This window comes from Amycolatopsis sp. NPDC058340, assembly GCF_042723975.1.
Lineage (GTDB): Bacteria > Actinomycetota > Actinomycetes > Mycobacteriales > Pseudonocardiaceae > Amycolatopsis.
Map to the genome: position 1 here is coordinate 16,784 of NZ_JBHXIB010000019.1, position 24,301 is coordinate 41,084.

Here is a 24,301-nt window from a genome sequence, read left to right on the forward strand (position 1 = left end):
AACGGAATGGAACTCGTCGTGATCGCCGGGCTGGCGATGCTGCTCGGTGCCGGAGCGGGCTGGCCGGTTGCGGCACGGTGGCATCAGCGCCGCCAGGCGGAACTCGTCCAGTTCGCCCAGGCATGGGAATACGCGCGGTACGCCGGATACGTCTCGGCGCACCGGTACCCGAACGGGACCGGTGCGCCGTTCCTGCGGTGATCAGGCGTGGACGACGCGGGCCAGTTCCGCCGGTGTGGCCAGCAGACGGTGTTTCGGCAGCACTCGGACGGTGTAACCGATCGAGCCGGGATGCGGCAGTTTCAGCCGCGCCGCGAACGCGCCGATCCCGTCGCCCGACATGCCGACGGTGACAGGATCGCTCAATTCGTCCCCGTCGCCGACCTTCCCGACGACGGCCTGGACGTCCACTTCGGACGGTTCGAGCCCGGCGAGGTCGATCCGCGCCCGGATGGTCACCTCGGTGCCGGTGACCATCGGCGCGGAATCCTCGACGAGCAGTTCGGTGTCGAAGATCCGCACCCGCGGCCAGGAGACGTCCAGTTTGGTCCGGTAGTCGGCCAGCGACAACGCGCCGCGATAGCCGTCACTCGTGGCTTCGGCGACCATGCGCGAGGCGGGCAGATACCCCGATTCGACGTACTCCCGCACCATCCGCGCGGCCTGCACGCGTGGCCCGAGGGTCTCCAGCGTGTGCCACACCATCGACATCCAGCCGCCGGGCACACCGTCGGCGCCGCGGTCGTAGAACAGCGGCGCGATCTGGTGGCCCAGCAGGTCGTAGAGCGCCGCGGCCTCCAGTTCGTCGCGGCGCAGCGGGTCGGTGACGCCGTCCGCGGTCGGGATCGCCCAGCCGTTGCTGCCGTCGTAGCACTCGTCCCACCAGCCGTCGCGGATGGACAGGTTGAGGCCGCCGTTGAGCGCGGACTTCATCCCCGAGGTGCCGCACGCCTCCAGCTGCCGCACCGGCGTGTTCAGCCAGACGTCGCAGCCGCGATAGAGGTAGCGCGCCATGGACATGTCGTAGTCCGGCAGGAAGACGATCCGGCGCCGGACCTCGGGATCGTCGACGAACCGGACGATCTGCTGGATCAGCTGCTTGCCGCCCTCGTCGGCCGGATGCGATTTGCCCGCGACGACGAGCTGGATCGGGCGCCGCTCGTCCAGCAGCAGCGCGCGCAGGCGATCCGGGTCGCGCAGCATCAGCGTGAGCCGTTTGTACGTCGGCACGCGGCGCGCGAAGCCGACGGTCAGCACGTCCGGGTCGAAGACCGTGTCGGTCCACCCGAGTTCGAGCGCCGACGCGCCACGCTGCATCCACGCGGCCCGCACCCGGCGCCGCACCTCCGCGACCAGCTTCTCCCGAAGCTCCCGCCGCAGCGCCCACAGCTGCTCGTCGGTGACGCCGTCCCGCAGCGGTTTGCCCTGAGCCCCGTCGAGGCCCAGTTCCTCGTGGTTGCGCCCGAGCAGCGCGCTCAGCTCACGCGCCACCCAGGTCGGGCCGTGGACACCGTTGGTGACCGAGGAGACGGGCACCTCGTCGAAGTCGAACCCGGGCCACAGCCGGGAGAACATCCGCCGCGACACGCGTCCGTGCAGGGCCGAGACGCCGTTCGCGCGCTGGGCCAGCCGCAGTCCCATATGCGCCATGTTGAACAGGCCGGGGTTGTCCTCCGCGCCGAGCGCGAGCACGCGGCGCGGGTCGACGTCCGGCACCAGCCTGCCGTCGGTGAAGTACCGCTGGACCAGATCGACGGGGAACCGGTCGATACCGGCGCTGACCGGCGTATGCGTGGTGAACACGGTGCCGGCGCGGACGGCGGGCAGCGCCTCGTCGAACGCCAGCCCGTCGGCCTGGATGATCTCGCGGGCCCGTTCCAGCCCGAGGAATCCGGCGTGGCCCTCGTTGGTGTGGAACACCTTCGGCTGCGGATGCCCGGTCAGCTCGCAGTAGCGCCGCACCGCGCGGAAACCGCCGATCCCGGACAGGATCTCCTGCCGGATGCGGTGGTCGGCGTCGCCGCCGTACAGCCGGTCGGTGACCGCGCGCAGGTCTTCGTCGTTGGCCTCGGTGTCGGTGTCCAGCAGCAGCAGCGGGATCCGGCCGACGCGGGCCTTCCAGATCTGCGCGTGCAGCGTGCGCCCGGCGGGCATCGCGACGTCGACCAGCACCGGTTCGCCGCCGTCGGTCAGCAGCTCCAGCGGGAAGGCGTTGGGGTCGATCACCGGGTAGTGCTCGACCTGCCAGCCGTCGAGCGACAGGGCCTGCCGGAAATACCCGGCGCGGTAGAGCAGCCCGACGCCGACCATCGGCACACCGAGGTCCGACGCCGCCTTGAGATGGTCACCGGCGAGCACGCCGAGGCCGCCGGAGTAGTTCGGCAGCGCCTCGGTGACGCCGAACTCCATCGAGAAGTACGCCACGGCGGACGGGAGGTCGGGGTCGTCCTGCTTCTGGTACCAGCGCGGCTCGGCGAGATAGCGCTCCAGATCGGCGACCGCCTCGCGCGCGTGGGCGAGGAACGCGTCGTCGACGGCGAGTTCGTCGAGCCGGGCGGGCGGCAGGGCGGTGAGCATCCGCAGCGGATCGCGGACGCGGTCGAACAGCTCCGCGTCCATCGACGCGAACAGGTCGCGCGTGGGCGGATGCCAGGTCCAGCGCAGATTCGTGGCGAGGTCACCGAGGCCGGAGAGCGACTCCGGCAGGCTCGCGCGGACGGTGAACCGGCGGACTGCTCTCATGAGGAGCGACCATATCGGCAGCCACCCCGCCCCGCTCAAGACCCACTTCGGGGATTACCTGCACGCGGGCCATAAGCGCTGGGTAGGGTCCCTGCTTGCCGGAGTACGCGGCCCGGTCGGGGCCCTGACGACAAGCGAGTGAACATGATCCAAGGGGGAGCGCGGGGCATACGCCGCCCGGCTCTGATCGCGGTCACGATGGTGCTGGCCCTCGGGCTGAGCGCTTGCAGCGACAAGGGAAGCTCGACCGGCCAGCAGGGCAGCCAGCCGGGCGCCGGTGACATCGCCGGTCTGCCGGTCACGCATTTCGAGAGCGGGCTCAAGCCCAACGCGCCGAAGCCGGACCTGCAGGTCCGCAACGAGGACGGCTCCGAGGACGACCAGCTGGCCATCGCCGCGATCGCCGACGCGCAGGCCTACTGGACCGAGGTCATGCCGCGCGATTTCGGGCAGCCGTACGAGCCGCTGAAGTCGCTGCTGTCCTACAGCGCGAAGACCGACGACGAAGAGACCGAATGCGGGAGCGTCAAGAAGCTCGTCAACGCGTTCTACTGCCCGCCGGGTGACCTGGTGGCGTGGGACCGCGGCGTGCTGCTGCCGATGCTGCGCGAACGGTTCGGGAAGATGGCGGGCGCCGTCGTGCTGTCGCACGAACTCGGGCACGCCGTGCAGTACCGGCTCGCCGAAAAGGCCAACATCAAGAAGAACACCCCGTCCATCGTCAAGGAGCAGCAGGCCGACTGCTTCGCCGGCGGTTACTTCCGCTGGGTCGCCGAGGACAAGAGCAAGTACTACCGGGTCTCCACCTCCGAAGGCCTCAACCAGGTCATGGCGTCGCTGTTCCTGATCCGCGACCAGGCGGGCACCAGCGCGACCAAACAGGGCGCGCACGGCACGGCGTTCGACCGCACGTACGCGTTCCAGGTCGGGTTCGAGAAGGGCCCGAAGGAATGCGCGGCGATGAACGAGGAGAACATCAAGGCGCGGATCACCGAGCGCCCGTTCGACAAGGGTGACAAGGGCAAGGGCGACGAGAAACTCGACGCCGAGATCATCGGGATCCTGAAGAAGAGCCTCGACGAGGCCTTCAAGGGCGCCGGTGTCCCGGGCCCGGAGATCACCGAGGACGGCAACGGCAGCTGCCCCGGCGGCCCCAGCACCCCGCCCGCGTCGTACTGCCCGTCGAACAACACCGTCAGCATCGACATGGCCAAGCTGCGCGAGCTCGCCCAGCCGGTCGACCAGCAGGCGGAATGGGAAAGCGGGCACAGCGAGGGCAAGGGCGACTTTGCCGCGTTCTCGGAAATCGCGTCCCGGTACGCGATGGGCATCCAGAAGGGTGTCGGCGCGTCGATCGACAACGCGAACGCGGGGCTGCGCACCGCCTGCCTGGTCGGCGCGTGGGCGAAGGCCAGCACCGTGCCCGGCGCGACGCTGCGGCTCTCGGCCGGTGACCTCGACGAGGCCATCTCGGATCTGCTGAGCCCGGAGAGCCTGGTGTCCGCCGACGTCAACGGCAAGCGCGTGGACAACGGTTTCGAGCGGGTCGAGGCACTGCGGAAGGGCTACCTGGAGACCTCCGCGGTTTGTTCGCAGCAGTACGGGTGAGCATCGGGCTCGTGAGTGGTAAGGACGGTTCTAACCGTCCTTACCACTCACGAGCTTGTCAGTACAGAGCGCTCGCCAGATCCCGCCGCGCCTTCATGACGCGCTCGTCCGCCGAGTCGAACAGGTCGAACAGCGCCACCAGGTGCTCCCGCACCTTGTTGCGCTCGTCGCCCGCCGTACGCCGCACGACGGCGATCAGCCGCGCGAAGCCCGCCTCGGGCTGCTGTCCCGCGACCTCGAGGTCGGCGGCGGCGAGCTGGGCGTCGAGGTCGGCCGGGTTCGCGTCGGCCTTCGCGATCGCGTCCGGGCCGGCGGCCTCGGCGCGGGCGGTGAACTTGACCTGCGCGAGCGCGGTCTTGGCCTCCTCGTTCGCCGGTTCGACGTCCAGGATGCGCTCGTAGGCCGCCTGCGCCGCGGCGAAGTCACCGCGTTCGAAGGCCTCCTCCGCCTCGGTGAACCGCGGGTCCTCCGGCACCTCGACACCGCCGCCGTTCTCCTCGGCGGCCTTGATACCGGGCAGCCGGTCGCGCAGCGCGTCGAGCAGCGAACCGAGCCATTTGCGGATCTCGGGTTCGGGCAGGGCGCCCGAGAACGCGTCGACCGGCTGGCCGCCGCCGATGGCGATGACCGTCGGGATCGACTGCGCGCCGAAGAGCTGCGCGATACGCGGGTTGGCGTCGACGTCCACCTTCGCGAGCACCCAGGCGCCACCGGACTCGGCGGCGAGGCGTTCCAGCACGGGGCTGAGCTGTTTGCACGGGCCGCACCATTCGGCCCACAGGTCGACGACCACCAGCTGCTGCAAGGAGCGTTCGACGACCTCGGTCTGGAAGGTCGCCTCGGTGACGTCGATCACGGCGCCCGCCGTGGCGGGTCCGCCCGGCGCGGGGCCGTCGGCGGGCCGCGGCGGGGCGGGAGGCTGTTTCTGGGGCGCTTCGGCACGCGCCTTGAGCGCGGAAAGGTCGACCGCGCCGGAAAGCGCGGCGGACAGGGCCGCCGTCTTCGATGCTGATCCGCGTGGGTGTGTCACGGGTTCCATCCTGGCACGCATCCCCCAGCGTTTCACCGCATGCCCCCGGCTGCCCGCTTGGCAGGAGGTCGGTGTTCCGGCAGGCTCGCCACGAGGGGGTGATCGACATTCCGACACGCAGGACGGCCACCGTGGCCGTCGCGATCGCCATCGCCATCACGTGGGTGAGCGTCATCACGGTCCTCATCGCCCATCAACCCGACCCCGGTGTCGCCAGTCCCGGGCAGCTCCGGGAAAGCCTCACCGCCGCACTCAACGAGCACGACGTCGAGGCCCTCTCCGAACTCATCGACTACCCGCCCGCGTCGGCAGGCGACTTCGCGAAGTCCTATATCGACACGCTGGCAGGCCGCGGCGCCCACGACGTCACGGTGAAGTTCGCGCCGGACGATCTCGCGCCGACCTCGGCGACCGTCAGCGGGAAGCTCGGCGACGGCCGCTCCTTCGGCTATCCGGTGGCCATCGCGGTGAAGGACAAGCTGTGGCTGGTCTCGTTCACCCCGCCGCTCCCCTGACCTACTCGCTCAGATGCTTCTCGACGCGCTCCACCTTCGCGGTCAGCTGCCCTTCGTAACCGGGCCGGATGTCGGCCTTGAGCACCAGCCCGACCCGTGACGAGCCCTCGCCCGCGGCCTCGACGGCCCGCTTCACGACGTCCATCACCTCGTCCCACGAACCCTCGATATTCGTGAACATGGCGTTGGTGGAGTTGGGCAGGCCGGACTCGCGGACCACTTTCACCGCACGGGCGACCGCCTCGCTGACACCGCCGTCCTCCTCGGCCGCGGACGGGCTGACACTGAAGGCCACGATCATCTTCTGCTCCTCGTTCAGACGCTTTTCCCACGCATAACACCCGGTGGTGCGGCGTGGCACGGGTACCCGCTGGTAACTTCGAGCGCCATGAGCCGTCCGTTGCCGTTCGACCCGATCGCCCGCGCGGCGCAGCTGTGGGAGGCCCGTATCGGGCCGTCCGAAACCATGGCCGCGGTGACCGGGATCATGCGCGTGCAACAGATCATCCAGTCCGCGGTGGACGGTGCGCTCAAACCGCACGGGCTGACCTTCGCCCGGTACGAGGCACTGGTCCTGCTGACCTTCGCCCGCGCGTCCCATCTGCCGATGCGGGTGATGGGCGAGCGGCTGCAACTGCATCCGACGAGCGTCACCAACATCGTCGACAGGCTGGAGAAGGACGGCCTGGTCAAACGCGTGCCGCATCCGACCGACCGCCGGACCACCCTGGTCGAGATCACCGACGAGGGCCGCGTACGCCGCGAAGAGGCCACGAAGGCGGTCACCGAGATCGACTTCGGGCTGACCGGGCTCACCGGAAAGCAGACCGAGCAGCTGACCGACCTGCTCACCAAGGTCCGCAAGGCCACCGGCGACTTCACCGAATAGCGCGTGAAGGCCCCCTTCCCTCGGCTGAGCCGAGGGAAGGGGGCCTTCACGCGCTTAAAAGAAGATCAGGCGGCGGCGGTTTCGGGGGTCTTGGCGAACAGGCCGACCCCACCGTGCGACAGCCGCTGCGGGCCGTCGAGCTTGCCGTTGCGCAGCGCCCAGGACTCGAACAGCCAGGTGAACAGCGGCGGGATGCTGGAGAGCAGCGCGAGGATCAGGGTCTTCGGGCGCCAGCCGAGCGGCTTCGCCACGGACAGGGAGACCAGCACGTAGAGGACGAACACGACGCCGTGCACCATGCCGAGGACGGGAACGCCGCCCTCGCCGAGCTTCACGGCGTACTTGAGGAACATCCCGACCAGCAGCCCGGCCCAGGAGAGGGCTTCGGCTACCGCGGCCACGCGGAATACTAGAGCGGCCTTGCTGGACACTTTCTCCTCCTGTGGGGTCTCACCACTATGTGTGCACACATGACTACGTCCGACGAGCACTGTCCAAGGCGGACTCGCCAAGAACGTCAACAGCGCTGTCGGACGTGGTAATACCAGTGTGAGGCGTGACGGCGCTCACCGGAACACCGGGGGCCGTGATGCTTCTCACGGCCCCCGGCGCGAACCGGTCTAAACCACTCGGATCACCCGGCGCAGGGCGATTTCGGCGCCCCTTCGGGACCGGTCGCCCAGGTGGCGTTCGCCGCGTCGCCGGTGAGCTCGAAGTCCAAAGTGGTCCCTCGCGTCAACTGTTCCAACCCGACATAAGCCCGCTGCTCGCCGGATCCCAGTCCCTGGACGTACTGGAGCTTCGACCCGTCGGCACCGGCGGCCTTGATCGTGATGTCGCGGCCGTTCTCCAGATGCACCACCGACTTCTCGAACCGCGGCGCGTTCAGCAGGAACTGCCCGGTGCCCGGTACCGCCGGGTACAGCCCCAGCGCGCTGAAGACGTACCACGCGGACATGGTCCCGAGGTCGTCGTTGCCGGTGACGCCGTTGGGCGCGTTGGTGAACAACGTGTGCGCCGCGCGGACGACGGCCGAGGTCTTCCACGGCTGCCCGGTCAGCGTGTACATCCAGGGCGAGTGCAGATCCGGCTCGTTGTTCGGGTTGTAGCGGAACTGGTTGTAGTAGTTGTACGGGCCGACGACCCATTCCTCGCGCACGGTCTTCGCCGGATCCTTGAGCAGATCCCCGTAGGCGAAGAAGTCGTCGAGCCGCTTGCCGACGTTCTCCTTGCCGCCCATCCGCTCGACCAGGCCGGGCACGTCCTGCTGGGTCAGCCACTGGTACTGCCACGATGTGCCCTCGTGGAATCCGTCCGGGCTCTGCGGGGTGTACGGCTTGTCCGCCGGGCTGAACCAGTCCCCACCGGTGACCTTGGGGCGATAGAAACCGGTGAAGCCGCGATCGCTGACCGAGGAATCCCACAGCGTGCGGTAGCCGCGTCCTTTGTCGGACAGGGCTTTCGCGTCGTCCTTCTTGCCGAGTCCGGCGGCCATGATGGACAGCGAGCAATCCGCGAGCGCGTATTCCAGCGTGGCCGAAGCGCCGTGGTTCGGGTCTGTGTCCTGGCCCTTCTTCGGGAAGTCCTTGTCGTACTGGACGAATCCGTCCTTCTGGTAGCTCGCGTTACCCGAGCGGCCCTGGAACGGCGAGGACGCGGGAGGGATCTCCCGCGAGTTCTGCAGAAGTGCCTGGTACGCCTTGAGTTCCTGCCCGGACAGCGCACCGAAACGCCACAGGTCGACCAGGAACGGGGTGACCGGGTCGCCGGTCATCGTGTTCGTCTCCTGGTTCGCGTAGGCCCAGCGCGGCAGCCAGCCACCCTGGTCGTGGATGGCGAGCACCGACTTCGCGACGTCCTTCGCGCGCGACGGCCGCAGGAGGGCGAGCAGCTGGTTCTGCGTGCGATAGGTGTCCCACAACGAGAAGAACTCGTAGTACGTCCAGCCCAGCGCCCGGTGGATCTTGTCGTCGAACCCGCGGTAGCGGCCGTCGGCGTCGTTGCCGGTCAGCGGCTGCAGCAGCGCGTGATAGAGCGAGGTGTAGAACACCGTGCGGTCGTCCTTCGTACCGCCCTTGATGTCCACTGAGGACAGTTCCTTGCGCCAGGCTCGCTGGGCGCCGTCGCGGACCGCGTCGAACGACCGCGCCTTCTCCGAGGCCAGGTTGAGCTTGGCGCCGGAAGCGTCCACATGGGAGATCGCCGTCGTCGCGGTGACCTGCCCGCCGCCGAAGGTCAGCCACGCGCCGCGCAGCCCTTCACCGCCGGCGGACTCCTTCGAGCCAGGAGCGCCGCCCGTCGGCGACCAGGTGCCGAAGGCTTTGAACGGCTTGTCGAACGTCGTGGTGAACCAGGTCTTATACGGTTTGCCGCCGCAGAACGCCTGGGACTCCACCATTCCTTCGACCGTCCGGTCGCCGACGACGCGGATCTGGCTCGCCGTCACGGGTTCCTTGTCGTTGGCTTGCCCGACGTTGACGAAGACGTTCGCGTCGCCCGATTTCGCGAAGGTGTACCGCTCGACCCCGGTCCGCGTGGTCGCGGTGGTCTCCGCGTCGACGCCGCCGTAACCGGTGAGCCGCACCTTGTAGTAGCCGGGTTTCCCGATCTCGCCCTCGTGGGTGTACGGCGATGCGTACTTCTTGTGGTCGAACGTCTCGGGTTTCGTGGTGTCGAACGCCGCGCCGGGCCCGACCGCGCCGGTGGTGGGCAGGGTCGACACGAGGCCGCCCTGCTCCCAGCAGCCCGCCCCGGACAGGAAGAAATGCCCGAAGCCGCGGATCGCGGTGTCGTCGTAGCGGTAGCCGGCGTAATGCGACGAGATCGGGCTGACCTGCGTCATCCCGAACGGGGCCGAAGCGCCGGGGAAGGTGTTGCCGTCGTCCTTGGTGCCGATGAAGGTGTTGACCGCGTCCACGGGGTCGCCACCGGGTGCCGCCGCCGCGACGGGCGTGATCAGCCCGGCGGGGAGGACGAGCGCGGTGAGCAACCCGGCGACGCGGGTCGAAGTACGTGCAGGCATGGGAAGGCCTCTCCTGACAACGTTGTCGCTGCCCGCTCACCTTCGACAAGAACGGACCACCTGGTCAAGAGGTCCGCCAAACCCTGTCCGATTCAGGACAGCGACCCCGGGGGCCGTAACGGTTCGAACTCGGAAGCCGCCTCCGGGACGAACCGGGCATTGACATCGCCGCGCCGCTGGCGTTCAATTCCCGCCACTATGACAACGTTGTCTTCCAGCGGACCGGACAACGGCCACCGCACCACCAGCCGACGGGCCACGATGAGTGACGTGGCCCGGCTCGCGGGCGTGAGCATCAAGACCGTCTCGCGGGTAGTGAACGACGAGCCCGCCGTCCATCCGGACACCGCGGAGCGCGTCATGGCGGCGATCGAGCAGCTCGGGTTCCGGCGCAACCTCGGCGCCCGGAACCTGCGGCGCGGCTCGACGACCGGGACGATCGGCCTGATCGTCGAAGACGTCGGGAACCCCTTCTACTCCGAGCTCAACCGGGCCGTGGAACGTATCGCGACCTCGTTCGGCCGCCAGGTGCTGACCGGTTCGTCGGAGGAGAACTCCGACCGCGAACGCGAACTCGTCCTGGAGTTCTGCTCCCGCCGGGTGGACGGCATCCTCGTCGTCCCCGCCGGGATGCAGCACGGCTATCTCGTCCCCGAGATGCGCGCCGGCACGCCCGTGGTGTTCCTCGACCGGCCCGCCGGCGACATCATGGCCGACACGGTGCTGGTCGACAACATCGGCGGCACCGTCGAAGCGGTCGCCCACCTCGCGAAACACGGCCACCGCCGGATCGCGTTCCTCGCCGACAGCCCCGACATCTTCACCGCGGGCGAACGCCTGCGCGGGTTCCGGGAAGGCTGCGTCCGCAACGGGATCCCCTTCGACGAGCACCTCGTCGTGATGCGGACACCGACCGCCGAGAGCGTCGGCGACGCCGTGAAACGGCTGCTCACCGGGGCGAACCCGGCCACCGCCGTGGTCGCGGGCAACAACCGGGTCGCCGTGCACCTGCTGCGCGCACTCGCCCACGCCGAGCGACGGCCCGCGATGATCAGCTTCGACGACTTCGAACTGGCGGATCTGCTGGATCCGCCGGTCTCCGTGATCGCGCACGACGTGAGCGCGCTGGGCCGGGCGGCCGCGGAACTGCTGTTCGCCCGGGTACAGGGAGATCAATCCGCACCGAGAAAGGTAGTTCTGCCCGTGCATCTCGTAGCCCGCGGTTCCGGGGAGGTCGCCCCTTCATGAGCGGCCACCTCGAACCGATCCGCCTGCCGGCGAATCAGCCGCCGCAGTTCTACCGCGGCGGCGACGCCATCGCCGCGTTGCGGGGCGCGTCTTCGGACTCCAAGTACGGCCCGGAGGACTGGGTCGGCTCGGCCACCACGATGTTCGGCCAGGAGACCAACGGCCTCACCAAGCTGCCCAGCGGGGTCTGGCTGCGTGACGCCGTCCGCGAGAACCCGGCCGCCTGGCTCGGCGCCAAGCACGTCGAAGCGCTCGGCGATTCGACCGGCCTGCTGGTGAAACTGCTCGACGCGGGCCAGCGCCTGCCCGTGCACTTCCATCCCTCGGACTCGTTCGCCAAGCGGCACTTCGACTCGCATTTCGGCAAGACCGAGGCATGGATCGTGGTCGGCACCTACGGCGACGACCCGCGCGTCTACCCCGGTTTCAAGGAGACCGTCGACAAAGCGACGGTCAACGAATGGGCCCGAACCCAGGACGCGCCCGCCATGCTCGGAGCGCTGAACAGCGTCGCGGTCACCCCCGGCGACACGGTCTACATCCCGGCGGGACTGCCGCACGCGATCGGCGAAGGCGTGTTCGTCGTCGAGCTCCAGCAGCCGACCGACTTCTCGCTGACCCTGGAATGGCGCGACTTCCTGGCGAACCCGGAGAAGGCGCACCTCGGGATCGGTTTCGAGACCGCCATCGAAACCCTGGACACCTCGGGCTGGGACGAAGAACGGCTCGGCTCGATCGTCAAGCGCACCGCGGGCGACGAAGCGTCCACTGTGGACCTCCTCGCCGACGGCAGTGACGCGTTCTTCCGCGCCGACCAGCTCCGTCCCGCCGTTTCCGGTAGGTCGACAACGTTGTCACTCGACCCGTCGTTCGCGGTACTGGTGGTCATGGACGGCGCGGGCACACTCCGCACCGAACACGGCGGCGAGTACGCGCTGCGCAAGGGCGAGACCTACGTGGTCCCGCACGACGCCGGTCAATCCACTGTGGAGGGTGACCTCACGGTCATCCGCTGCCGTCCGCCTGCCCCCGAGAAGAGGGAGCGATCGTGAGCGAACTCCTGCTCGACGCACAGAACCTCGTCAAACGCTACGGCTCGGTGGAAGCGCTACGCGGCGCTTCCTTCCAGGCGCGCGCCGGTGAGGTCACCGCGCTGATCGGCGACAACGGCGCCGGGAAGTCCACTTTGGTCAAATGCCTGTCCGGTGCGGAGCAGCCGACGTCGGGCAGCATCCTGCTCGACGGCTCCCCGGTGGTGCTCGACTCCCCCACCACGGCCCGGCGGATGGGGATCGAGACGGTGTACCAGGACCTCGCGGTCGCACCGGAACTCGACCCGGCCGCGAACCTGTTCCTGGGCAGGGAGATCCACCGCAAGGGGATCCTCGGCAAACTCGGGATGCTGGACAAGAAGGAGATGAAACGCCAGGCCGTGGAGGAGTTCCAGCGGCTCGGCGTGACCCTGCAGAGCACCGACGTCCCGATCGGCTCGCTTTCGGGCGGGCAGCGGCAGAGTGTCGCCGTCGCGCGCTCGGTCGTCTGGGCGTCGAAGGTCGTGTTCATGGACGAGCCGACCGCCGCGCTCGGCGTCGTGCAGCGCGAACGCGTGCTCGACGTGATCAAGAAGGTGCGGGACAAGGGCATCGCGGTCGTGCTGATCAGCCACAACATGCCCGAGGTGCTGTCGGTGTCCGACCGCATCGAGGTGCTGCGGCTCGGCAAACGCGTCGCCCGGTTCACCGGCGCGGACACGAAACTGGAAGACCTGGTCGCCGCGATGACGGGCGCCCTCGTACAAGAGGAGGCGGCGTGACCGTGTCCACTCCGACGAAGAACGGCCCCGAGATCCAGACCACAGTGGACGGTGGCTTCGGCAAGCGGTCGATCGGACAGCGGATGATCGGGGCGAACACGTTCTGGATCGCGCTGGTGCTGCTGGCGCTGATCATCGTGTTCACCGCGATCGCGCCCGCCGAGTTCGCGACGCTGTTCACCTTCCAGACCCTGCTCATCGAGACCTCGGTGCTGCTGGTGCTCTCGGTCGGCATGACGTTCGTGATCATCACCTCCGGGATCGACCTCTCGGTCGGTTCGGTGCTGATCTTCGCGGGCATGGTGGCGGGCAAGACGATGGAGGCGCTGAGCCCGGACGGCGACGCGACCAAGGCCGGCTGGGGCGTCATCACCGCCGGGCTCGTGGCGGCCGTCGTCGCGGGCACGATCTGGGGCCTGATCAACGGTTTCCTGATCGCGGTGGCGAACATCCCGCCGCTGATCGTCACGCTCGGCACGATGGGTGCCGCGCTCGGCGCCGCGTACCTGCTGAACAACGGGTCCGACGTGCGCAGCGTGCCGACCGAGCTCAACAAGACGCTCGGCTACGGGACGTCGTTCGGCGGTGTGCCGAATCTGGTGCTGGTGGCCGTGGTGATCACGCTGATCGGCGCCTGGCTGTTGCACACCACCAAATTCGGCCGCTACACCTACGCCGTCGGCTCCAACGCCGAGGGCGCGCGCCGGGCCGGCATCGGGGTGACCGCGCATCTGCTGAAGGTGTACACGCTCACCGGTTTCCTCGCCGGTGTCGCCGGTTTCCTCTCGCTGGCGTACTACGCGTCGACCACCATTTCGGCGCACACCACCGACAACCTCAACGCCATCGCCGCCACGGTGATGGGCGGCACGAGCCTCTTCGGCGGTGTCGGTTCGGTGCTGGGCACGGTGATCGGCGTGTTCATCCCGGCCGTGCTGAAGAAGGGTTTCAACATCACGCAGGTCCAGGACTTCTGGCAGATGATCGCGGTCGGCGCGGTGCTGATCGCCGCGGTCTGGTTCGACCAGCGGCGCCGTCGTCGCCGCAACTCTCGCTAGTCCCTACGCACAAAGAGGTGCTATCCCCATGAAGAAGACCCTGCTCGCCGCCGGTGCCGCCGTTTCCGCGGCCCTCCTGCTGACCGCCTGTGGTGGCGGCACCGTCGGTGAGGCGCCGTCGGGCGACTCCGGCGCCAAGACCAACAACAAGAAGCTGTCGCTCATCCCGGGTGTGCAGGCCGAGCCGTTCTACATCTCGATGCAGTGCGGTGCACAGGAAGAGGCCAAGAAGGCGGGCTACGAGCTCACCACGCAGGCGCCGCAGAAGTTCGACGCCGCCATGCAGACCCAGCTCGTCAACGCGCTGGGTTCCAACCCGCCCGCCGCGCTGCTGATCGCGCCGACCGACGCGCAGGCGATGCTCGCGCCGATCCAGCAGGTCAAGAACCGCGGCTCGAAGATCATCGAGGTCGACACCGCGCTGAAGGACACCAGCGTGGCCGAGTCGTCGATCTCCTCGGACAACGCCGAGGGCGGCAAGCTCGCCGCCAAGACCATGGCGGAGCTGGCCGCGGGCAAGACCGGCTCGGTGCTGGTGCTCGACACCATCGCCGGCACCTCGACCACGAACACCCGCGCGAAGGGTTTCGAGGACGAGCTGAAGAACTACCCGAACCTGAAGTCGGCGGGTGTGCAGTTCACCCAGAACGAGCCGGACCAGGCCGCGTCCAAGGTGACCGCCGCGCTGGCGTCCACCCCGGACCTGATCGGCATCTTCGCGACCAACCTCAACACCGGTGAGGGCGCCGCGACCGGCCTGCGGAACGCGGGCAAGATCGGCGCGGTCAACCTGATCGGCTTCGACGCGTCGCCGTCGGAGATCGAGGGCCTGAAGAAGGGCGAGTACCAGGGCCTCATCGCGCAGGACCCGGCCGCCATCGGGCAGCAGGGCGTCCAGCAGGCCATCGCGGCGCTGGAGGGCAAGCCGGTGACGCGGAACCTGACCGCTTCGCTGCACTCCATCACCAAGGCGAACATGGACGCGAACGCCCAGTACTTCTACAAGCAGAGCTGCTGACCAGAGCTGCTGACCCACCTCGTGAGTGGCAAGGACGGTTCTAACCGTCCTTGCCACTCACGAGACTGGACCGACGCTCACGCCAGCTCCACGCGCGTCGTGCCTGGAGCCAGCCGCTCCAACGCTCCGTACAGCCGGGCGCCGCCGCCCAGGTGACCCAGCGCGTACGAGTACTCGCCGTCTTCAAGCAGCACTTCGGGCCCCGAGCCGGTCCAGTCGAGCCGGTAGTGCCACCAGTGCATCCACCGCCCCACGCGCCGCTTCTCCCGGTACACCCGCAGCCGCGTCACCTCGGTCCACCTGACGTCGAACACTCCCGGGACCGAGAACCCCGCGGCGGAAATCACCAACGAGCCCGCCGACTTCCGGAGAGCGAGCAGGATCAGCCCCGCGAAGGCCACGCTGAGCAGCCCGAACACCTCTCCGGTCCATCCCGGCGTGGACGACGACACCACGACCGCCACCACGCCCCCGGCGCCGAACACCACGAAACCGGCCATCGCGAACCGCCGCATCACGACGTCCAAGCGCATCTTCACCGCATCACCGGGGACCATGACCGGAGCGTAACCGGCGAAACCACGCACCGACGTTAGGATCTAGGCCCCGACGTCGTGGAGGAGGCCGGATGACCACCCGTCTGCCCTGGCGTCCGGCCGCGACCGCGGATCCGGTGCCGGTGCTCGCCGCCGCACAGCGCGTCTCCGACGACCTCATGGACGGCCTCGCCGGACCCCGCGCCCGCCACGCGGCGCACGGCCTCCGGCGGCTGTTCGACCTCCCCGGTCTCGGCCTGACCGACCTCTCCGGCTCGCTCGTCTGGTCGGGCAGGCCCGCGGCCGACGACGTCGTGGCCGCGGCGCTCGACGAGGTGCTCCACTCCGAGACACCGGTGTCCGAACCCGGGCTGCTGGCGCTTCCCCTGCACGTCCACGACGAACTGGCCGGGGTCCTCCTGGTCACCGGAAGCACGAACGCCGTCGCCCGCCAGGCCGTCGAACTCGTCGTCCACGCGCTCGAACGCGGCAGGCTGGAGGCCTCCGCCGAGCAGGCCGCGGAGGCCGAACTGCGCGCACTGCGGGCCGAGATCTCGCCGCATTTCGTCTACAACGCGCTCACCGTGATCTCCTCGCTGGTCCGCTCCGATCCGGACCGCGCCCGCGATCTGATGCTCGACTTCGCCGAGTACACGCGCTACAGCCTCGCCAGGCACGGCGAGTACACGATGGTGGCCGAGGAGTTCCGCGCCATCGAGACGTACCTGGCGTTGCAGCGAGCCGTGCTCGGCGAGAGGCTGCGGGTGCAGGTGCGCGTCGCGCCGGAGGTGCTGGCCGTCGCGGTGCCGTATCTCGTGCTGGAACCGTTGGTGGAGAACGCGATCCGGCACGGGATCGAGCCGCGCGCGGAGGCGGGGTTCATCCAGGTTCAGGGAATGGCGGAAGGGAACGACTGCGTGATCAGCGTCGAGGACGACGGTGTCGGCATGGATCCCGCTCGCGCGGCGGCGATCCTGGCCGGACGTGGCGACGACGGCGGCGTCGGACTGGCCAATGTGGACAGGAGGCTGCGCAACGTCTACGGGCCCTGGTACGGCCTCACGGTCGAGACCGAGACCGGCGCGGGCACCAGGGTCGTGGTGCGGGTGCCCCGGTTCCAGCCGGGGGTGCTGCCGTGACGAACGGGCTGCGGGTGCTGGCGGTCGACGACGTCCCGCCCGCCCTCGACGAGCTGTGCAGCCTGCTGCGCGACGCCCCGGAAGTCGCCGAGGTGGTCGCCGCCGGCGACGCGGTGAACGCGCTCAAACTGTTGCAGGGCAGTCATTTCGACGCGGTGTTCCTCGACATCTCCATGCCCGGTCTCGACGGTCTCGAACTCGCTTCCCTGCTGGCGCGGCTCAGCGAACCGCCGGTGATCGTGTTCGTCACCGCGCACGACGGGCACGCCGTGGCCGCGTACGGTATCGGCGCGGTCGACTACCTGCTCAAACCGGTCCGCGCGGAACGGCTGTCCGCCGCACTGTCCAAAGTGGTCCGGATGGTGGGCAACCAGCCCGACGAGCCGAAACCCGCGCCGGACGCGATGTCCGCGCTGCCGGTGGAATCCGGCGGGCGCACCCGGTACGTCCGCCGCGACGACGTCCAGTTCGTCGAGGCGCACGGCGACTACGTCCGGCTGCACACGAAATCCGGCGTGCATGTCACGCGGATGCCCATCTCCCGGCTCGAAGAGTATTGGGAGGGCACGGGATTCACCCGCGTCCACCGGGGTTTCCTGCTCGCCGTGGACGCGGTGCTCGAACTGCGCAGCGACACCACCGGCGGGCTGCTGGCGCATACGGAGGCGGGTGACGTGCCGGTGAGCCGCCGCCACGCGCGCGACCTGCGGGACCGGCTGCTCGCCGCCGCGCAACGCGGCGAACTGGGCCCGGGAAGCCGCGCGTGAGCCGCGTCAAACGGGTCGCCGTCACCAGCCCGCAGACCCGGCTGGCGCATTCGCGGCGCCGTTCGCGCGGGCGCTGGCGGGTCCCCCGGCTGGCGGCGAGCGACGCCGAACGCGCGGACGCGCTCTACCGGGCCCAGCGCCGCCGCGGGCTCCCCGCGCTGGCCGGGATGTTCGGGCTGGTCTTCGGTCTCCCGCTGGTGTTCGGGCTGTTCCCGGGGCTGGATTCGGTGCGGCTGGCGGGAATCCCGCTGTCCTGGCTGATGATCGCGATCCTCCCGTACCCGGCGATGGCTTTGCTGTCGTGGTGGCAGCTGCGCCGGGCGGAAAAGATCGAGGACGAGTAGTGGTCGCGGCGCTCTCGGTGGCCCCGGTCGTGCTGGTCACCCTGCTGATCGGGTTGCGCGGGGTCGCGGCCATGCGCACGACGTCGGATTTCCTCGTCGCCTCGCGCCGGATCTCGCCGCTGGTCAACTCCGCCGCCGTCTCCGGCGAATACCTGTCCGCGGCGTCGTTCCTCGGTGTCGCCGGGCTGGTGGTGAAGGACGGTATCGGCGCGCTCTGGTATCCGGTCGGGTTCACCGCCGGGTACATCGCGATGCTGGTGCTCGTGGCGGCGCCGATGCGGCGTTCCGGCGCGCTCACCGTGCCGGACTTCGCCGAAGCACGGCTCGCCTCCCCCGCCCTGCGCCGCCTCGCCGCGGTTGTCGTCCTCGTGATCGGAACCCTTTACCTGGTGCCGCAATTCCGCACCGCGGGCCTCGTGCTGACCGCAGTCGGCGGCACGCCGTACTGGGTCGGCGTCGTCATCGCGGGCACCGCCGTCAGCGCGACACTGGCACTCGGCGGGATGCGCGCGGCCACCTACGTCCAGGCCTTCCAGTTCGTGCTGAAACTGCTGCTGTTCATCATCCCCGCGATCTGGCTGGTTTCCCAGGTGTCCCCGGAACAGCGATCGGCTTCGGTGCGTCCGGTGGAGTTCACCCACTTCGCCCGCGACACCAGGCTGTCCTTCGAGATCGACGTGACGCTGACCCTGCGCGAGCCGACCACCCTGCTCACCCCGGAAAAGCACGTCGTGCCGCCGGGTGAGCTGGTGGCCAGGAGCGGGGAGACACTGGAATTCGCCGAGGGGACACCGGTTCCGGCCGTCCGGGGCGGTGCGCCGCTGGGCGGGCCGGACTGGCAACGGCCACTGCTCGACCTCGGCGACCAGGGTTATCCGCTGCTCGGCACGTGGGCGATCCTGATCGCCACCATGCTCGGCACGATGGGCCTGCCGCATGTCCTGATGCGCTTCCACACCAGCCCAGACGGCCGCGCCGCCCGCCGGACCGCGGCGATCACCGTCGCCCTGCTCGGCGTCTTCTACCTGTTCCCAGGGGTTTACGGCGTCTTCGGCCGCGTGCTGGTGCCCGAGCTGTACGTCTCCGGCGCGACGGACACGGTCGTCGTCGCGCTGCCGGCACAGATCGACGACGGCTGGGCGGGCTCGTTGTTCACCGGATTGCTGACGGCGGGCGCGTTCGCCGCGTTCCTGGCGACGTCGCTCGGGCTGCTGCTGGTGATCTCCGGCGCGGTCGCGCACGACCTGGCGCCCGGCGGCCTGCGGAGACTGCGCTGGTCGGTGCTCGGCGCGGCGGCGGTGATGGTCCTGCTCGCGCTGCCGTCGGCCAGATTGGACGCGGGCGTCCTCGTCACCTGGGGCTTCACCGTGGCCGCGTCCACGTTCTGTCCGTTGCTGGTGCTGGGCATCTGGTGGAACCGGCTGACCGCCGCGGGTGCGATCAGCGGTGTCCTCGCCGGGCTCGTCGCGTCTTCGGGTTCGTTCCTCGTGGCCCTGTTCGTCCCCAGCCTGAGCGGTCTGCCCGCGATCCTCGTGTCGCAGCCCGCGCCGTGGTCGGTTCCGCTGGCATTCGGAGTAATGATCGTGGTTTCCTTGCGGGGCAGGCCTCCCGCCTGGTCCACGGCCGCCATGCTGCGGCTGCACTTGGACGATCGCACAGCCGAGACCCCTTCGTCGTGGTCGGACCACCGTTCGTCGACCGTTCGTCGTCTCGGCAGACGTTTGAACCGCTGAAGGTTCCGGTCTCCTTGACCTCTCCTTAACGTGTCGCGGAACACATTCGCGGTGCGAGGAGAGCACGATGAGTACCGAAACGAACGCTCCCAGTCCGCCGGAAACGGACTGGGACAAAGCCCATGACAGCGCGGAGTTCAAGGAACTGCGGGCTCGGTTGCGCCGCTTCGTGTTCCCCGTATCGGCGTTGTTCCTCCTCTGGTACCTGCTCTACGTGCTGCTCGCCGACTACGCGCACGGCTTCATGAGCACGAAGCTGGTCGGCAACATCAACGTCGGCCTGGTCTTCGGTCTGCTGCAGTTCGTTTCGACCTTCGTGATCACCGGGCTCTACGTCCGCTACGCGAACAAGAAACTCGACCCCATCGCGGAGAAGATCCGCACGGACATCGAGAGTGAGACCAAATGACCCTCGCCGCCGGAGTCGAGGGCAGCAGCCCCGTACTCAACATCACCATCTTCGGCCTGTTCGTCGTGGTCACGCTGTTCGTCGTGTTCCGGGCGAGCCGCAACACGAAGACGGCGTCGGACTACTACGCCGCGGGCCGCGCGTTCACCGGACCGCAGAACGGCGTCGCCATCGCGGGCGACTACCTGTCCGCCGCGTCGTTCCTCGGGATCGCGGGCGCGATCGCCGTCTACGGCTACGACGGTTTCCTTTACTCCATCGGCTTCCTGGTCGCGTGGCTGGTGGCGTTGCTGCTGGTCGCCGAACTGCTGCGCAACACCGGCAAGTTCACCATGGGCGACGTGCTGGCGTTCCGGATGAGGCAGCGCCCGGTGCGGGCCGCGGCGGCGACGTCCACCCTTGCCGTCTCGTTCTTCTACCTGCTCGCGCAGATGGCGGGCGCCGGTGGCCTCGTCGCGCTGCTGCTCGGGATCGAGAGCAAGGCGGGGCAGGCCGCGATCATCGTGATCGTCGGCATCATCATGATCGCCTACGTGCTCATCGGCGGGATGAAGGGCACCACGTGGGTCCAGATCATCAAGGCGGCGCTGCTCATCGTCGGCGCGCTGGCGATGACGCTGTGGGTGCTGGGCATGTACGGCTTCAACCTTTCCGCGCTGCTGCAGGGCGCCGTGGACAAGGCGGGCAAGGCCGGTGAGGCGCTGCTCGGGCCGGGCAACCAGTACGGCAAGACCGGGACGACGAAGCTCGACTTCCTGTCGCTGGGCATCGCGCTGGTGCTCGGTACCGCGGGTCTGCCGCACGTCCTGATGCGCTTCTACACGGTGCCGACGGCGAAGGAAGCCCGCCGTTCCGTGGTGTGGGCGATCGGCCTGATCGGCGTCTTCTACCTGTTCACGCTGGTGCTCGGCTACGGCGCCGGCGCGCTCGTCGGCGCGGACAAGATCAAGGCCGCACCCGGTGGCGTGAACTCGGCTGCTCCGCTGCTGGCGCTGGAACTCGGCGGCCCGATCCTGCTCGGCCTGATCGCGGCGATCGCGTTCGCGACGATCCTCGCCGTGGTCGCGGGACTGACGATCACCGCGTCGGCGTCGTTCGCGCACGACGTCTACGCCAACGTGATCAAGAAGGGGAAGGCGAGCCCGGCCTCGGAGGTGAAGGTCGCCCGGATCACCGCGCTGGTGATCGGCGCGGTCGCGATCCTCGGCGGCATCCTCGCCAACGGGCAGAACATCGCGTTCCTGGTGGCGCTGGCGTTCGCGGTGGCGGCGTCGGCGAACCTGCCGACGATCCTCTACTCGCTGTTCTGGAAGCGGTTCAACACCCAGGGCGCGTTGTGGAGCATCTACGGCGGTCTCGCCGTGTGCATCGTGCTGATCGTGTTCTCACCGGCGGTCTCGGGTAAACCCGTCGACGCGAAGACCGGGAAGAGCGCATCGATGATCCAGGGTGTCGACTTCCACTGGTTCCCGCTGGACAACCCCGGCATCGTTTCGATCCCGGTGGCGTTCTTCCTCGGCTGGCTCGGGACCGTGCTGTCCAAGGAGCACAACCAGAAGAAGTACGCCGAGATGGAGGTCCGGTCCCTCACCGGGGCGGGCGCCGAGAAGGCCGTCGCCCACTAGTCGCCGGGACGGTGCGGCCGGCACCAACGCCCCCGGCCGCACCGTCCCGGTTCCCATTTCCCCTAGTAAGGCAGCTTCCCCGCCGTCAGTTCGGCCAGCTTCGCGCGGAGATCGGCGCGGACCGACTTCCACAGCCCGGTGCCCAGCGAGATCCGCGCCACCCCCAGTGCGGTGAGCGCGGAGAGATCGGGGCCTCCGGGCATCGGGGCGGCGTTCACCGCTCCCGGCGCCACCGCCTTCACGAACTCGCCCAGCACTTCCGGCGACTTCACCATGATCGGGTAGACGCAGTCCGCCCCGGCCTCGAAGTACGCCTTGGCCCGCAAGATCGCGTCGTCCAGGACGGCCCGCTCGTCGGGCGCGCCGAGGAAGACGTCGACGCGGGCGTTGATCACCAGCGCGTCCCCGGCGGCCTCGCGCAGCTTCGCGACCCGTTCCGCCTGCGCTTCGAGCGGCCGTACCCCACCCGAAGCGTGATCGGTGTCCTCGTAGTTGCAGCCGACGGCGCCCGCCTCGGCCAGCCTCGCCGCGAGCTCTCCCGCTTCGAGCCCGTACCCGCCTTCCGCGTCGACGGTCACCGGTACCGAGACCGCCCGCGCGATCCTCGCCGCCGCCGCGAACATCTCGACGGCGGGCGCGTCCTCCCCGTCCTCGTACCCGAGGACCTTGGCCACGGCGAAGGAACTCGTCGCCACGACCGGGAATCCGGCGGCTTCCACGAGACGCGCGCTGTCGGCGTCCCACGCGTTCGGCAGGAGGAGCGGCTCGCCGGCGACGTGCAGTTCCCGCAGCCGGGCCGCCGTCATTCGGCGCGCTCGGGCAGCGGCGCGTGGCTGGTCACGCACATCCGGTTCCAGCTGTTGATCGCGATGGCCTCCCAGACGACGGCGCGGTACTGCTCCTCGGTGAAGACGCGGGTGGCCTCTTCGTAGACGTCGTCCGGGACGTCGTGCAGGGTCGCGACGTTCGTGATCGCCTCGGTGAGCGCGAGCGCGGCGCGCTCCTGCTCGGTGAACAGTTCGGTCTCGCGCCAGCCCTGCAGCACGAACAGCCGCCGGGGCGACTCGCCCATCTCCAGCGCGTCGTGGGAGTGCATGTCGAGGCAGAACGCGCAGTGGTTGATCTGCGACGACCGCATCTTCACCAGTTCGAGGATCTTCTGGTCGACCCCCGCGTTGGCGGCGGCCTTCTCGACTTCGGCCTGCAGTTTCGCCATGGCCTGGTAGATCTCGGGCACTCGTTTGCCCACGTGGATTCGCTCGGTCATGCCGTCGAATCTAGCGGCGACTGGCCCACGAGTATGGTCCAGTCTCATGACAGATTCGTGGTCCAGTTTGGGAATAGACGTCCACCTGGACTGGCGTCCCGAAAGCGGGCGGACCGGTCTCGCGTCGGCGATCCGCGCGGCCATCCGGGAAGGGCGCTGGCAAGCGGGCGCCGCGGTGCCCTCGACCAGGGCACTGGCGCAGGACCTCGGCGTGGCCAGGGGAACGGTCACCCGCGTCTACGCCGATCTCGCCGCCGAGGGCTACCTGCGGACGGCGCAGGGCGCCCCGACCCGCGTCGCGACCGCGGGCGCGCTGCCCGCGTCGGCGCCGAGGCCCGTCCCCCGCGACCCGGCCCCACGCTGGGACCTGCGCCCCGGCAGGCCGAACCTGTCCGCGTTCCCCCGGTCCGCCTGGCTGGCGGCGACCCGGCGGGCACTGCACCGGGCGCCGATGACGGCGTTCGACTACACGGCCGAATCCGGTGCCCCGGAGCTGCGGGAGACGCTCGCCGCGTATCTCGCCCGCAGCCGCGGCGTGATCGCCGACCCCGCCCGCATCCTGGTGTGCTCCGGGTTCTCGCACGCGATCGCGGTACTGGCGCGGGTCCTGCACGCGCGCGGCGCGGACGAGATCGCGTTCGAGAACCCCTCACTGCACATCTACCGCGACATCGCCGCCGCGAACGGTCCCCGGGTGGTCGGGGTTCCGGTCGACGACCACGGGATCACGGTGTCCACTTTGGACAGCCCGGCCGTCGTCGTCACCCCGGCGCACCAATACCCGCTGGGGGTCACGCTCGCCCCGCGGCGAAGGGCGGAACTCACCCGCTGGGCCGAGGAAACCGGCGCCGTCGTGATCGAAGACGACTACGACGGCGAGTTCCGCTTCGACCATCAGCAGGTCGGCGCGTTGCAGGCGCTGGCACCGGAACGGGTCGTGTACGTGGGCACGACGAGCAAGACGCTCGCGCCGTCGCTACGCCTGGGATGGATGGTGCTGCCGCGCTTCCTGGTCGAACCGGTGCGCGCGGCGCTGGCCGCGAGCGGGGCGCGGCCGGCGCTGCTCGACCAGCTGGCGTTGGCCGAACTGATCGAATCGGGTGCCTACGACCAGCACATCCGCCGCTGCCGGATCGAGTACCGCTCACGGCGGGACAGGCTGCTCACGGCCTTACCGGATTCCGTGCTGCCGCAAGGGATCTCCGCCGGGCTGCATCTGGTGCTCCAGTTCCCCGGCGAGCTTCCCCGGGAGATGGAGGTGCTGGCCGCCTGCCGCCGTCGCGCGATCGGGCTCGAAGGGCTCAGCGGTTACTGGATCGGCGAACCGCAACGCGAAGGGCTGATCATCGGGTACGGCGCCGCCGCGAAGCACGCTTTCGGCGGCGCCACCCAGGCCCTGCGCGAGGCCATCTTCGAGGTCACCTAGCGGCCCCCCCCCCCCCCCCCCCCCGCGCGGGGCGCGCGGGGGGGGGGGGGGGGCGCGGCGCGGCCCCGCGAACGGAACGGGGGCGGGGGGAGGGGGGAGGAGGCGCGCCCCC

General features: G+C 69.4%; 24 protein-coding genes. 16 read left to right on the forward strand and 8 right to left on the reverse strand.

The features are described from left to right. Positions 1 to 6: 6 nt before the first annotated feature. The gene (locus ACFWIW_RS21700; protein WP_378370089.1) at positions 7 to 201 is read left to right on the forward strand and encodes a hypothetical protein; all 195 of its coding nucleotides are present in this window, start codon (positions 7 to 9) and stop codon (positions 199 to 201) included. Here the strand turns inward: ACFWIW_RS21700 and glgP are convergent, their stop codons facing one another. Beyond that, positions 202 to 2,742, reverse strand: a complete 2,541-nt coding sequence (glgP, locus tag ACFWIW_RS21705; protein ID WP_378370090.1) for an alpha-glucan family phosphorylase — start codon at positions 2,740 to 2,742, stop codon at positions 202 to 204. A 144-nt stretch (positions 2,743 to 2,886) separates the two neighbouring features. Here glgP and ACFWIW_RS21710 point away from each other — a divergent pair, with 144 nt between their 5' ends. Continuing rightward, entirely contained in the window at positions 2,887 to 4,350 is a 1,464-nt protein-coding gene (locus ACFWIW_RS21710) for a neutral zinc metallopeptidase (protein WP_378370091.1), read from the forward strand. Positions 4,351 to 4,408: 58 nt separating this feature from the next. On the opposite strand, the gene ACFWIW_RS21715 is transcribed toward ACFWIW_RS21710, so the two are convergent. Next, positions 4,409 to 5,380 carry a tetratricopeptide repeat protein gene (locus tag ACFWIW_RS21715; RefSeq protein ID WP_378370092.1) on the reverse strand — a complete coding sequence of 324 codons (972 nt, stop codon included), beginning with the start codon at positions 5,378 to 5,380 and terminating at the stop codon, positions 4,409 to 4,411. A 98-nt stretch (positions 5,381 to 5,478) separates the two neighbouring features. On the opposite strand from ACFWIW_RS21715, the gene ACFWIW_RS21720 reads away from it, so the two are divergent. Further along, positions 5,479 to 5,895, forward strand: a complete 417-nt coding sequence (locus tag ACFWIW_RS21720) for a hypothetical protein (RefSeq protein WP_378370185.1) — start codon at positions 5,479 to 5,481, stop codon at positions 5,893 to 5,895. 1 nt (position 5,896) lies between these two features. Here ACFWIW_RS21720 and ACFWIW_RS21725 read toward each other — a convergent pair whose 3' ends face one another. Then, positions 5,897 to 6,196, reverse strand: a complete 300-nt coding sequence (locus ACFWIW_RS21725; RefSeq protein WP_005167823.1) for a thiamine-binding protein — start codon at positions 6,194 to 6,196, stop codon at positions 5,897 to 5,899. Between the two features lie 87 nt (positions 6,197 to 6,283). On the opposite strand from ACFWIW_RS21725, the gene ACFWIW_RS21730 reads away from it, so the two are divergent. Next, positions 6,284 to 6,784, forward strand: coding sequence for a MarR family winged helix-turn-helix transcriptional regulator (locus ACFWIW_RS21730; protein ID WP_034315493.1), 501 nt, complete (start codon positions 6,284 to 6,286; stop codon positions 6,782 to 6,784). A 65-nt stretch (positions 6,785 to 6,849) separates the two neighbouring features. Here ACFWIW_RS21730 and ACFWIW_RS21735 read toward each other — a convergent pair whose 3' ends face one another. Both ACFWIW_RS21735 and ACFWIW_RS21740 read right to left on the reverse strand, forming a co-directional pair. Then, a complete protein-coding gene (locus ACFWIW_RS21735; RefSeq protein ID WP_034315490.1) occupies positions 6,850 to 7,215 on the reverse strand; it encodes a DUF3817 domain-containing protein in 366 nt (121 codons plus the stop codon). A gap of 203 nt (positions 7,216 to 7,418) precedes the next feature. Then, positions 7,419 to 9,806 (reverse strand): GH92 family glycosyl hydrolase, encoded by a 2,388-nt coding sequence (locus ACFWIW_RS21740; protein ID WP_378370093.1) that lies wholly within the window; start codon positions 9,804 to 9,806, stop codon positions 7,419 to 7,421. A 261-nt stretch (positions 9,807 to 10,067) separates the two neighbouring features. On the opposite strand from ACFWIW_RS21740, the gene ACFWIW_RS21745 reads away from it, so the two are divergent. From ACFWIW_RS21745 to ACFWIW_RS21765, 5 genes are read left to right on the forward strand one after another with little or no spacing between them, the layout of a single operon-like run. Further along, positions 10,068 to 11,054 (forward strand): LacI family DNA-binding transcriptional regulator, encoded by a 987-nt coding sequence (locus ACFWIW_RS21745; protein WP_378370094.1) that lies wholly within the window; start codon positions 10,068 to 10,070, stop codon positions 11,052 to 11,054. Beyond that, the gene (locus tag ACFWIW_RS21750; RefSeq protein ID WP_378370095.1) at positions 11,051 to 12,106 is read left to right on the forward strand and encodes a class I mannose-6-phosphate isomerase; all 1,056 of its coding nucleotides are present in this window, start codon (positions 11,051 to 11,053) and stop codon (positions 12,104 to 12,106) included. Before ACFWIW_RS21745 ends, ACFWIW_RS21750 begins: the two co-directional genes overlap by 4 nt. Beyond that, positions 12,103 to 12,867, forward strand: coding sequence for an ATP-binding cassette domain-containing protein (locus ACFWIW_RS21755; RefSeq protein ID WP_378370096.1), 765 nt, complete (start codon positions 12,103 to 12,105; stop codon positions 12,865 to 12,867). Before ACFWIW_RS21750 ends, ACFWIW_RS21755 begins: the two co-directional genes overlap by 4 nt. After that, the gene (locus ACFWIW_RS21760) at positions 12,864 to 13,925 is read left to right on the forward strand and encodes an ABC transporter permease (RefSeq protein WP_240600417.1); all 1,062 of its coding nucleotides are present in this window, start codon (positions 12,864 to 12,866) and stop codon (positions 13,923 to 13,925) included. Before ACFWIW_RS21755 ends, ACFWIW_RS21760 begins: the two co-directional genes overlap by 4 nt. Before the next feature lie 28 nt (positions 13,926 to 13,953). Further along, positions 13,954 to 14,943 carry an ABC transporter substrate-binding protein gene (locus ACFWIW_RS21765; RefSeq protein WP_378370097.1) on the forward strand — a complete coding sequence of 330 codons (990 nt, stop codon included), beginning with the start codon at positions 13,954 to 13,956 and terminating at the stop codon, positions 14,941 to 14,943. A 77-nt stretch (positions 14,944 to 15,020) separates the two neighbouring features. Here ACFWIW_RS21765 and ACFWIW_RS21770 read toward each other — a convergent pair whose 3' ends face one another. Next, complete coding sequence (locus ACFWIW_RS21770) at positions 15,021 to 15,500, reverse strand: hypothetical protein (protein WP_378370098.1); 480 nt, start codon at positions 15,498 to 15,500, stop codon at positions 15,021 to 15,023. Positions 15,501 to 15,571: 71 nt separating this feature from the next. On the opposite strand from ACFWIW_RS21770, the gene ACFWIW_RS21775 reads away from it, so the two are divergent. The 6 genes from ACFWIW_RS21775 (at position 15,572) to ACFWIW_RS21800 (ending at position 21,496) form a co-directional block, all read left to right on the forward strand. After that, the gene (locus ACFWIW_RS21775; protein WP_378370099.1) at positions 15,572 to 16,618 is read left to right on the forward strand and encodes a sensor histidine kinase; all 1,047 of its coding nucleotides are present in this window, start codon (positions 15,572 to 15,574) and stop codon (positions 16,616 to 16,618) included. Continuing rightward, positions 16,615 to 17,385: a LytR/AlgR family response regulator transcription factor gene (locus ACFWIW_RS21780; protein ID WP_378370100.1), complete on the forward strand. Its 771-nt coding sequence runs from the start codon at positions 16,615 to 16,617 to the stop codon at positions 17,383 to 17,385. The genes ACFWIW_RS21775 and ACFWIW_RS21780 overlap by 4 nt, the downstream gene beginning before the upstream one ends. Next, entirely contained in the window at positions 17,382 to 17,729 is a 348-nt protein-coding gene (locus ACFWIW_RS21785) for a hypothetical protein (RefSeq protein ID WP_378370101.1), read from the forward strand. The genes ACFWIW_RS21780 and ACFWIW_RS21785 overlap by 4 nt, the downstream gene beginning before the upstream one ends. Next, entirely contained in the window at positions 17,729 to 19,462 is a 1,734-nt protein-coding gene (locus ACFWIW_RS21790) for a cation acetate symporter (protein ID WP_378370102.1), read from the forward strand. Before ACFWIW_RS21785 ends, ACFWIW_RS21790 begins: the two co-directional genes overlap by 1 nt. A 67-nt stretch (positions 19,463 to 19,529) precedes the next feature. Next, a complete protein-coding gene (locus tag ACFWIW_RS21795) occupies positions 19,530 to 19,871 on the forward strand; it encodes a DUF485 domain-containing protein (RefSeq protein ID WP_340683592.1) in 342 nt (113 codons plus the stop codon). After that, on the forward strand, positions 19,868 to 21,496 hold the full coding sequence (locus ACFWIW_RS21800; RefSeq protein WP_240600404.1) for a cation acetate symporter: 1,629 nt from the start codon (positions 19,868 to 19,870) through the stop codon (positions 21,494 to 21,496). The genes ACFWIW_RS21795 and ACFWIW_RS21800 overlap by 4 nt, the downstream gene beginning before the upstream one ends. Positions 21,497 to 21,558: 62 nt before the next feature. Here the strand turns inward: ACFWIW_RS21800 and ACFWIW_RS21805 are convergent, their stop codons facing one another. After that, the gene (locus tag ACFWIW_RS21805) at positions 21,559 to 22,302 is read right to left on the reverse strand and encodes an isocitrate lyase/phosphoenolpyruvate mutase family protein (RefSeq protein ID WP_378370103.1); all 744 of its coding nucleotides are present in this window, start codon (positions 22,300 to 22,302) and stop codon (positions 21,559 to 21,561) included. Continuing rightward, positions 22,299 to 22,763, reverse strand: a complete 465-nt coding sequence (locus tag ACFWIW_RS21810) for a carboxymuconolactone decarboxylase family protein (protein ID WP_378370104.1) — start codon at positions 22,761 to 22,763, stop codon at positions 22,299 to 22,301. Before ACFWIW_RS21810 ends, ACFWIW_RS21805 begins: the two co-directional genes overlap by 4 nt. Before the next feature lie 46 nt (positions 22,764 to 22,809). On the opposite strand from ACFWIW_RS21810, the gene ACFWIW_RS21815 reads away from it, so the two are divergent. After that, positions 22,810 to 24,189 (forward strand): PLP-dependent aminotransferase family protein, encoded by a 1,380-nt coding sequence (locus ACFWIW_RS21815; protein ID WP_378370105.1) that lies wholly within the window; start codon positions 22,810 to 22,812, stop codon positions 24,187 to 24,189. Positions 24,190 to 24,301 lie beyond the last annotated feature (112 nt).

What these genes read in the sequence shown, in the direction of transcription:
- ACFWIW_RS21700 (WP_378370089.1), top strand. Translation starts at nt 7, where the DNA reads ATGGAACTCGTCGTGATCGCCGGGCTGGCGATGCTGCTCGGTGCCGGA.
- glgP (WP_378370090.1), bottom strand. Translation starts at nt 2,742, where the DNA reads ATGAGAGCAGTCCGCCGGTTCACCGTCCGCGCGAGCCTGCCGGAGTCG.
- ACFWIW_RS21710 (WP_378370091.1), top strand. Translation starts at nt 2,887, where the DNA reads ATGATCCAAGGGGGAGCGCGGGGCATACGCCGCCCGGCTCTGATCGCG.
- ACFWIW_RS21725 (WP_005167823.1), bottom strand. Translation starts at nt 6,196, where the DNA reads ATGATCGTGGCCTTCAGTGTCAGCCCGTCCGCGGCCGAGGAGGACGGC.
- ACFWIW_RS21730 (WP_034315493.1), top strand. Translation starts at nt 6,284, where the DNA reads ATGAGCCGTCCGTTGCCGTTCGACCCGATCGCCCGCGCGGCGCAGCTG.
- ACFWIW_RS21740 (WP_378370093.1), bottom strand. Translation starts at nt 9,806, where the DNA reads ATGCCTGCACGTACTTCGACCCGCGTCGCCGGGTTGCTCACCGCGCTC.
- ACFWIW_RS21745 (WP_378370094.1), top strand. Translation starts at nt 10,068, where the DNA reads ATGAGTGACGTGGCCCGGCTCGCGGGCGTGAGCATCAAGACCGTCTCG.
- ACFWIW_RS21750 (WP_378370095.1), top strand. Translation starts at nt 11,051, where the DNA reads ATGAGCGGCCACCTCGAACCGATCCGCCTGCCGGCGAATCAGCCGCCG.
- ACFWIW_RS21765 (WP_378370097.1), top strand. Translation starts at nt 13,954, where the DNA reads ATGAAGAAGACCCTGCTCGCCGCCGGTGCCGCCGTTTCCGCGGCCCTC.
- ACFWIW_RS21770 (WP_378370098.1), bottom strand. Translation starts at nt 15,500, where the DNA reads ATGGTCCCCGGTGATGCGGTGAAGATGCGCTTGGACGTCGTGATGCGG.
- ACFWIW_RS21775 (WP_378370099.1), top strand. Translation starts at nt 15,572, where the DNA reads ATGACCACCCGTCTGCCCTGGCGTCCGGCCGCGACCGCGGATCCGGTG.
- ACFWIW_RS21795 (WP_340683592.1), top strand. Translation starts at nt 19,530, where the DNA reads ATGAGTACCGAAACGAACGCTCCCAGTCCGCCGGAAACGGACTGGGAC.
- ACFWIW_RS21800 (WP_240600404.1), top strand. Translation starts at nt 19,868, where the DNA reads ATGACCCTCGCCGCCGGAGTCGAGGGCAGCAGCCCCGTACTCAACATC.
- ACFWIW_RS21805 (WP_378370103.1), bottom strand. Translation starts at nt 22,302, where the DNA reads ATGACGGCGGCCCGGCTGCGGGAACTGCACGTCGCCGGCGAGCCGCTC.
- ACFWIW_RS21810 (WP_378370104.1), bottom strand. Translation starts at nt 22,763, where the DNA reads ATGACCGAGCGAATCCACGTGGGCAAACGAGTGCCCGAGATCTACCAG.
- ACFWIW_RS21815 (WP_378370105.1), top strand. Translation starts at nt 22,810, where the DNA reads ATGACAGATTCGTGGTCCAGTTTGGGAATAGACGTCCACCTGGACTGG.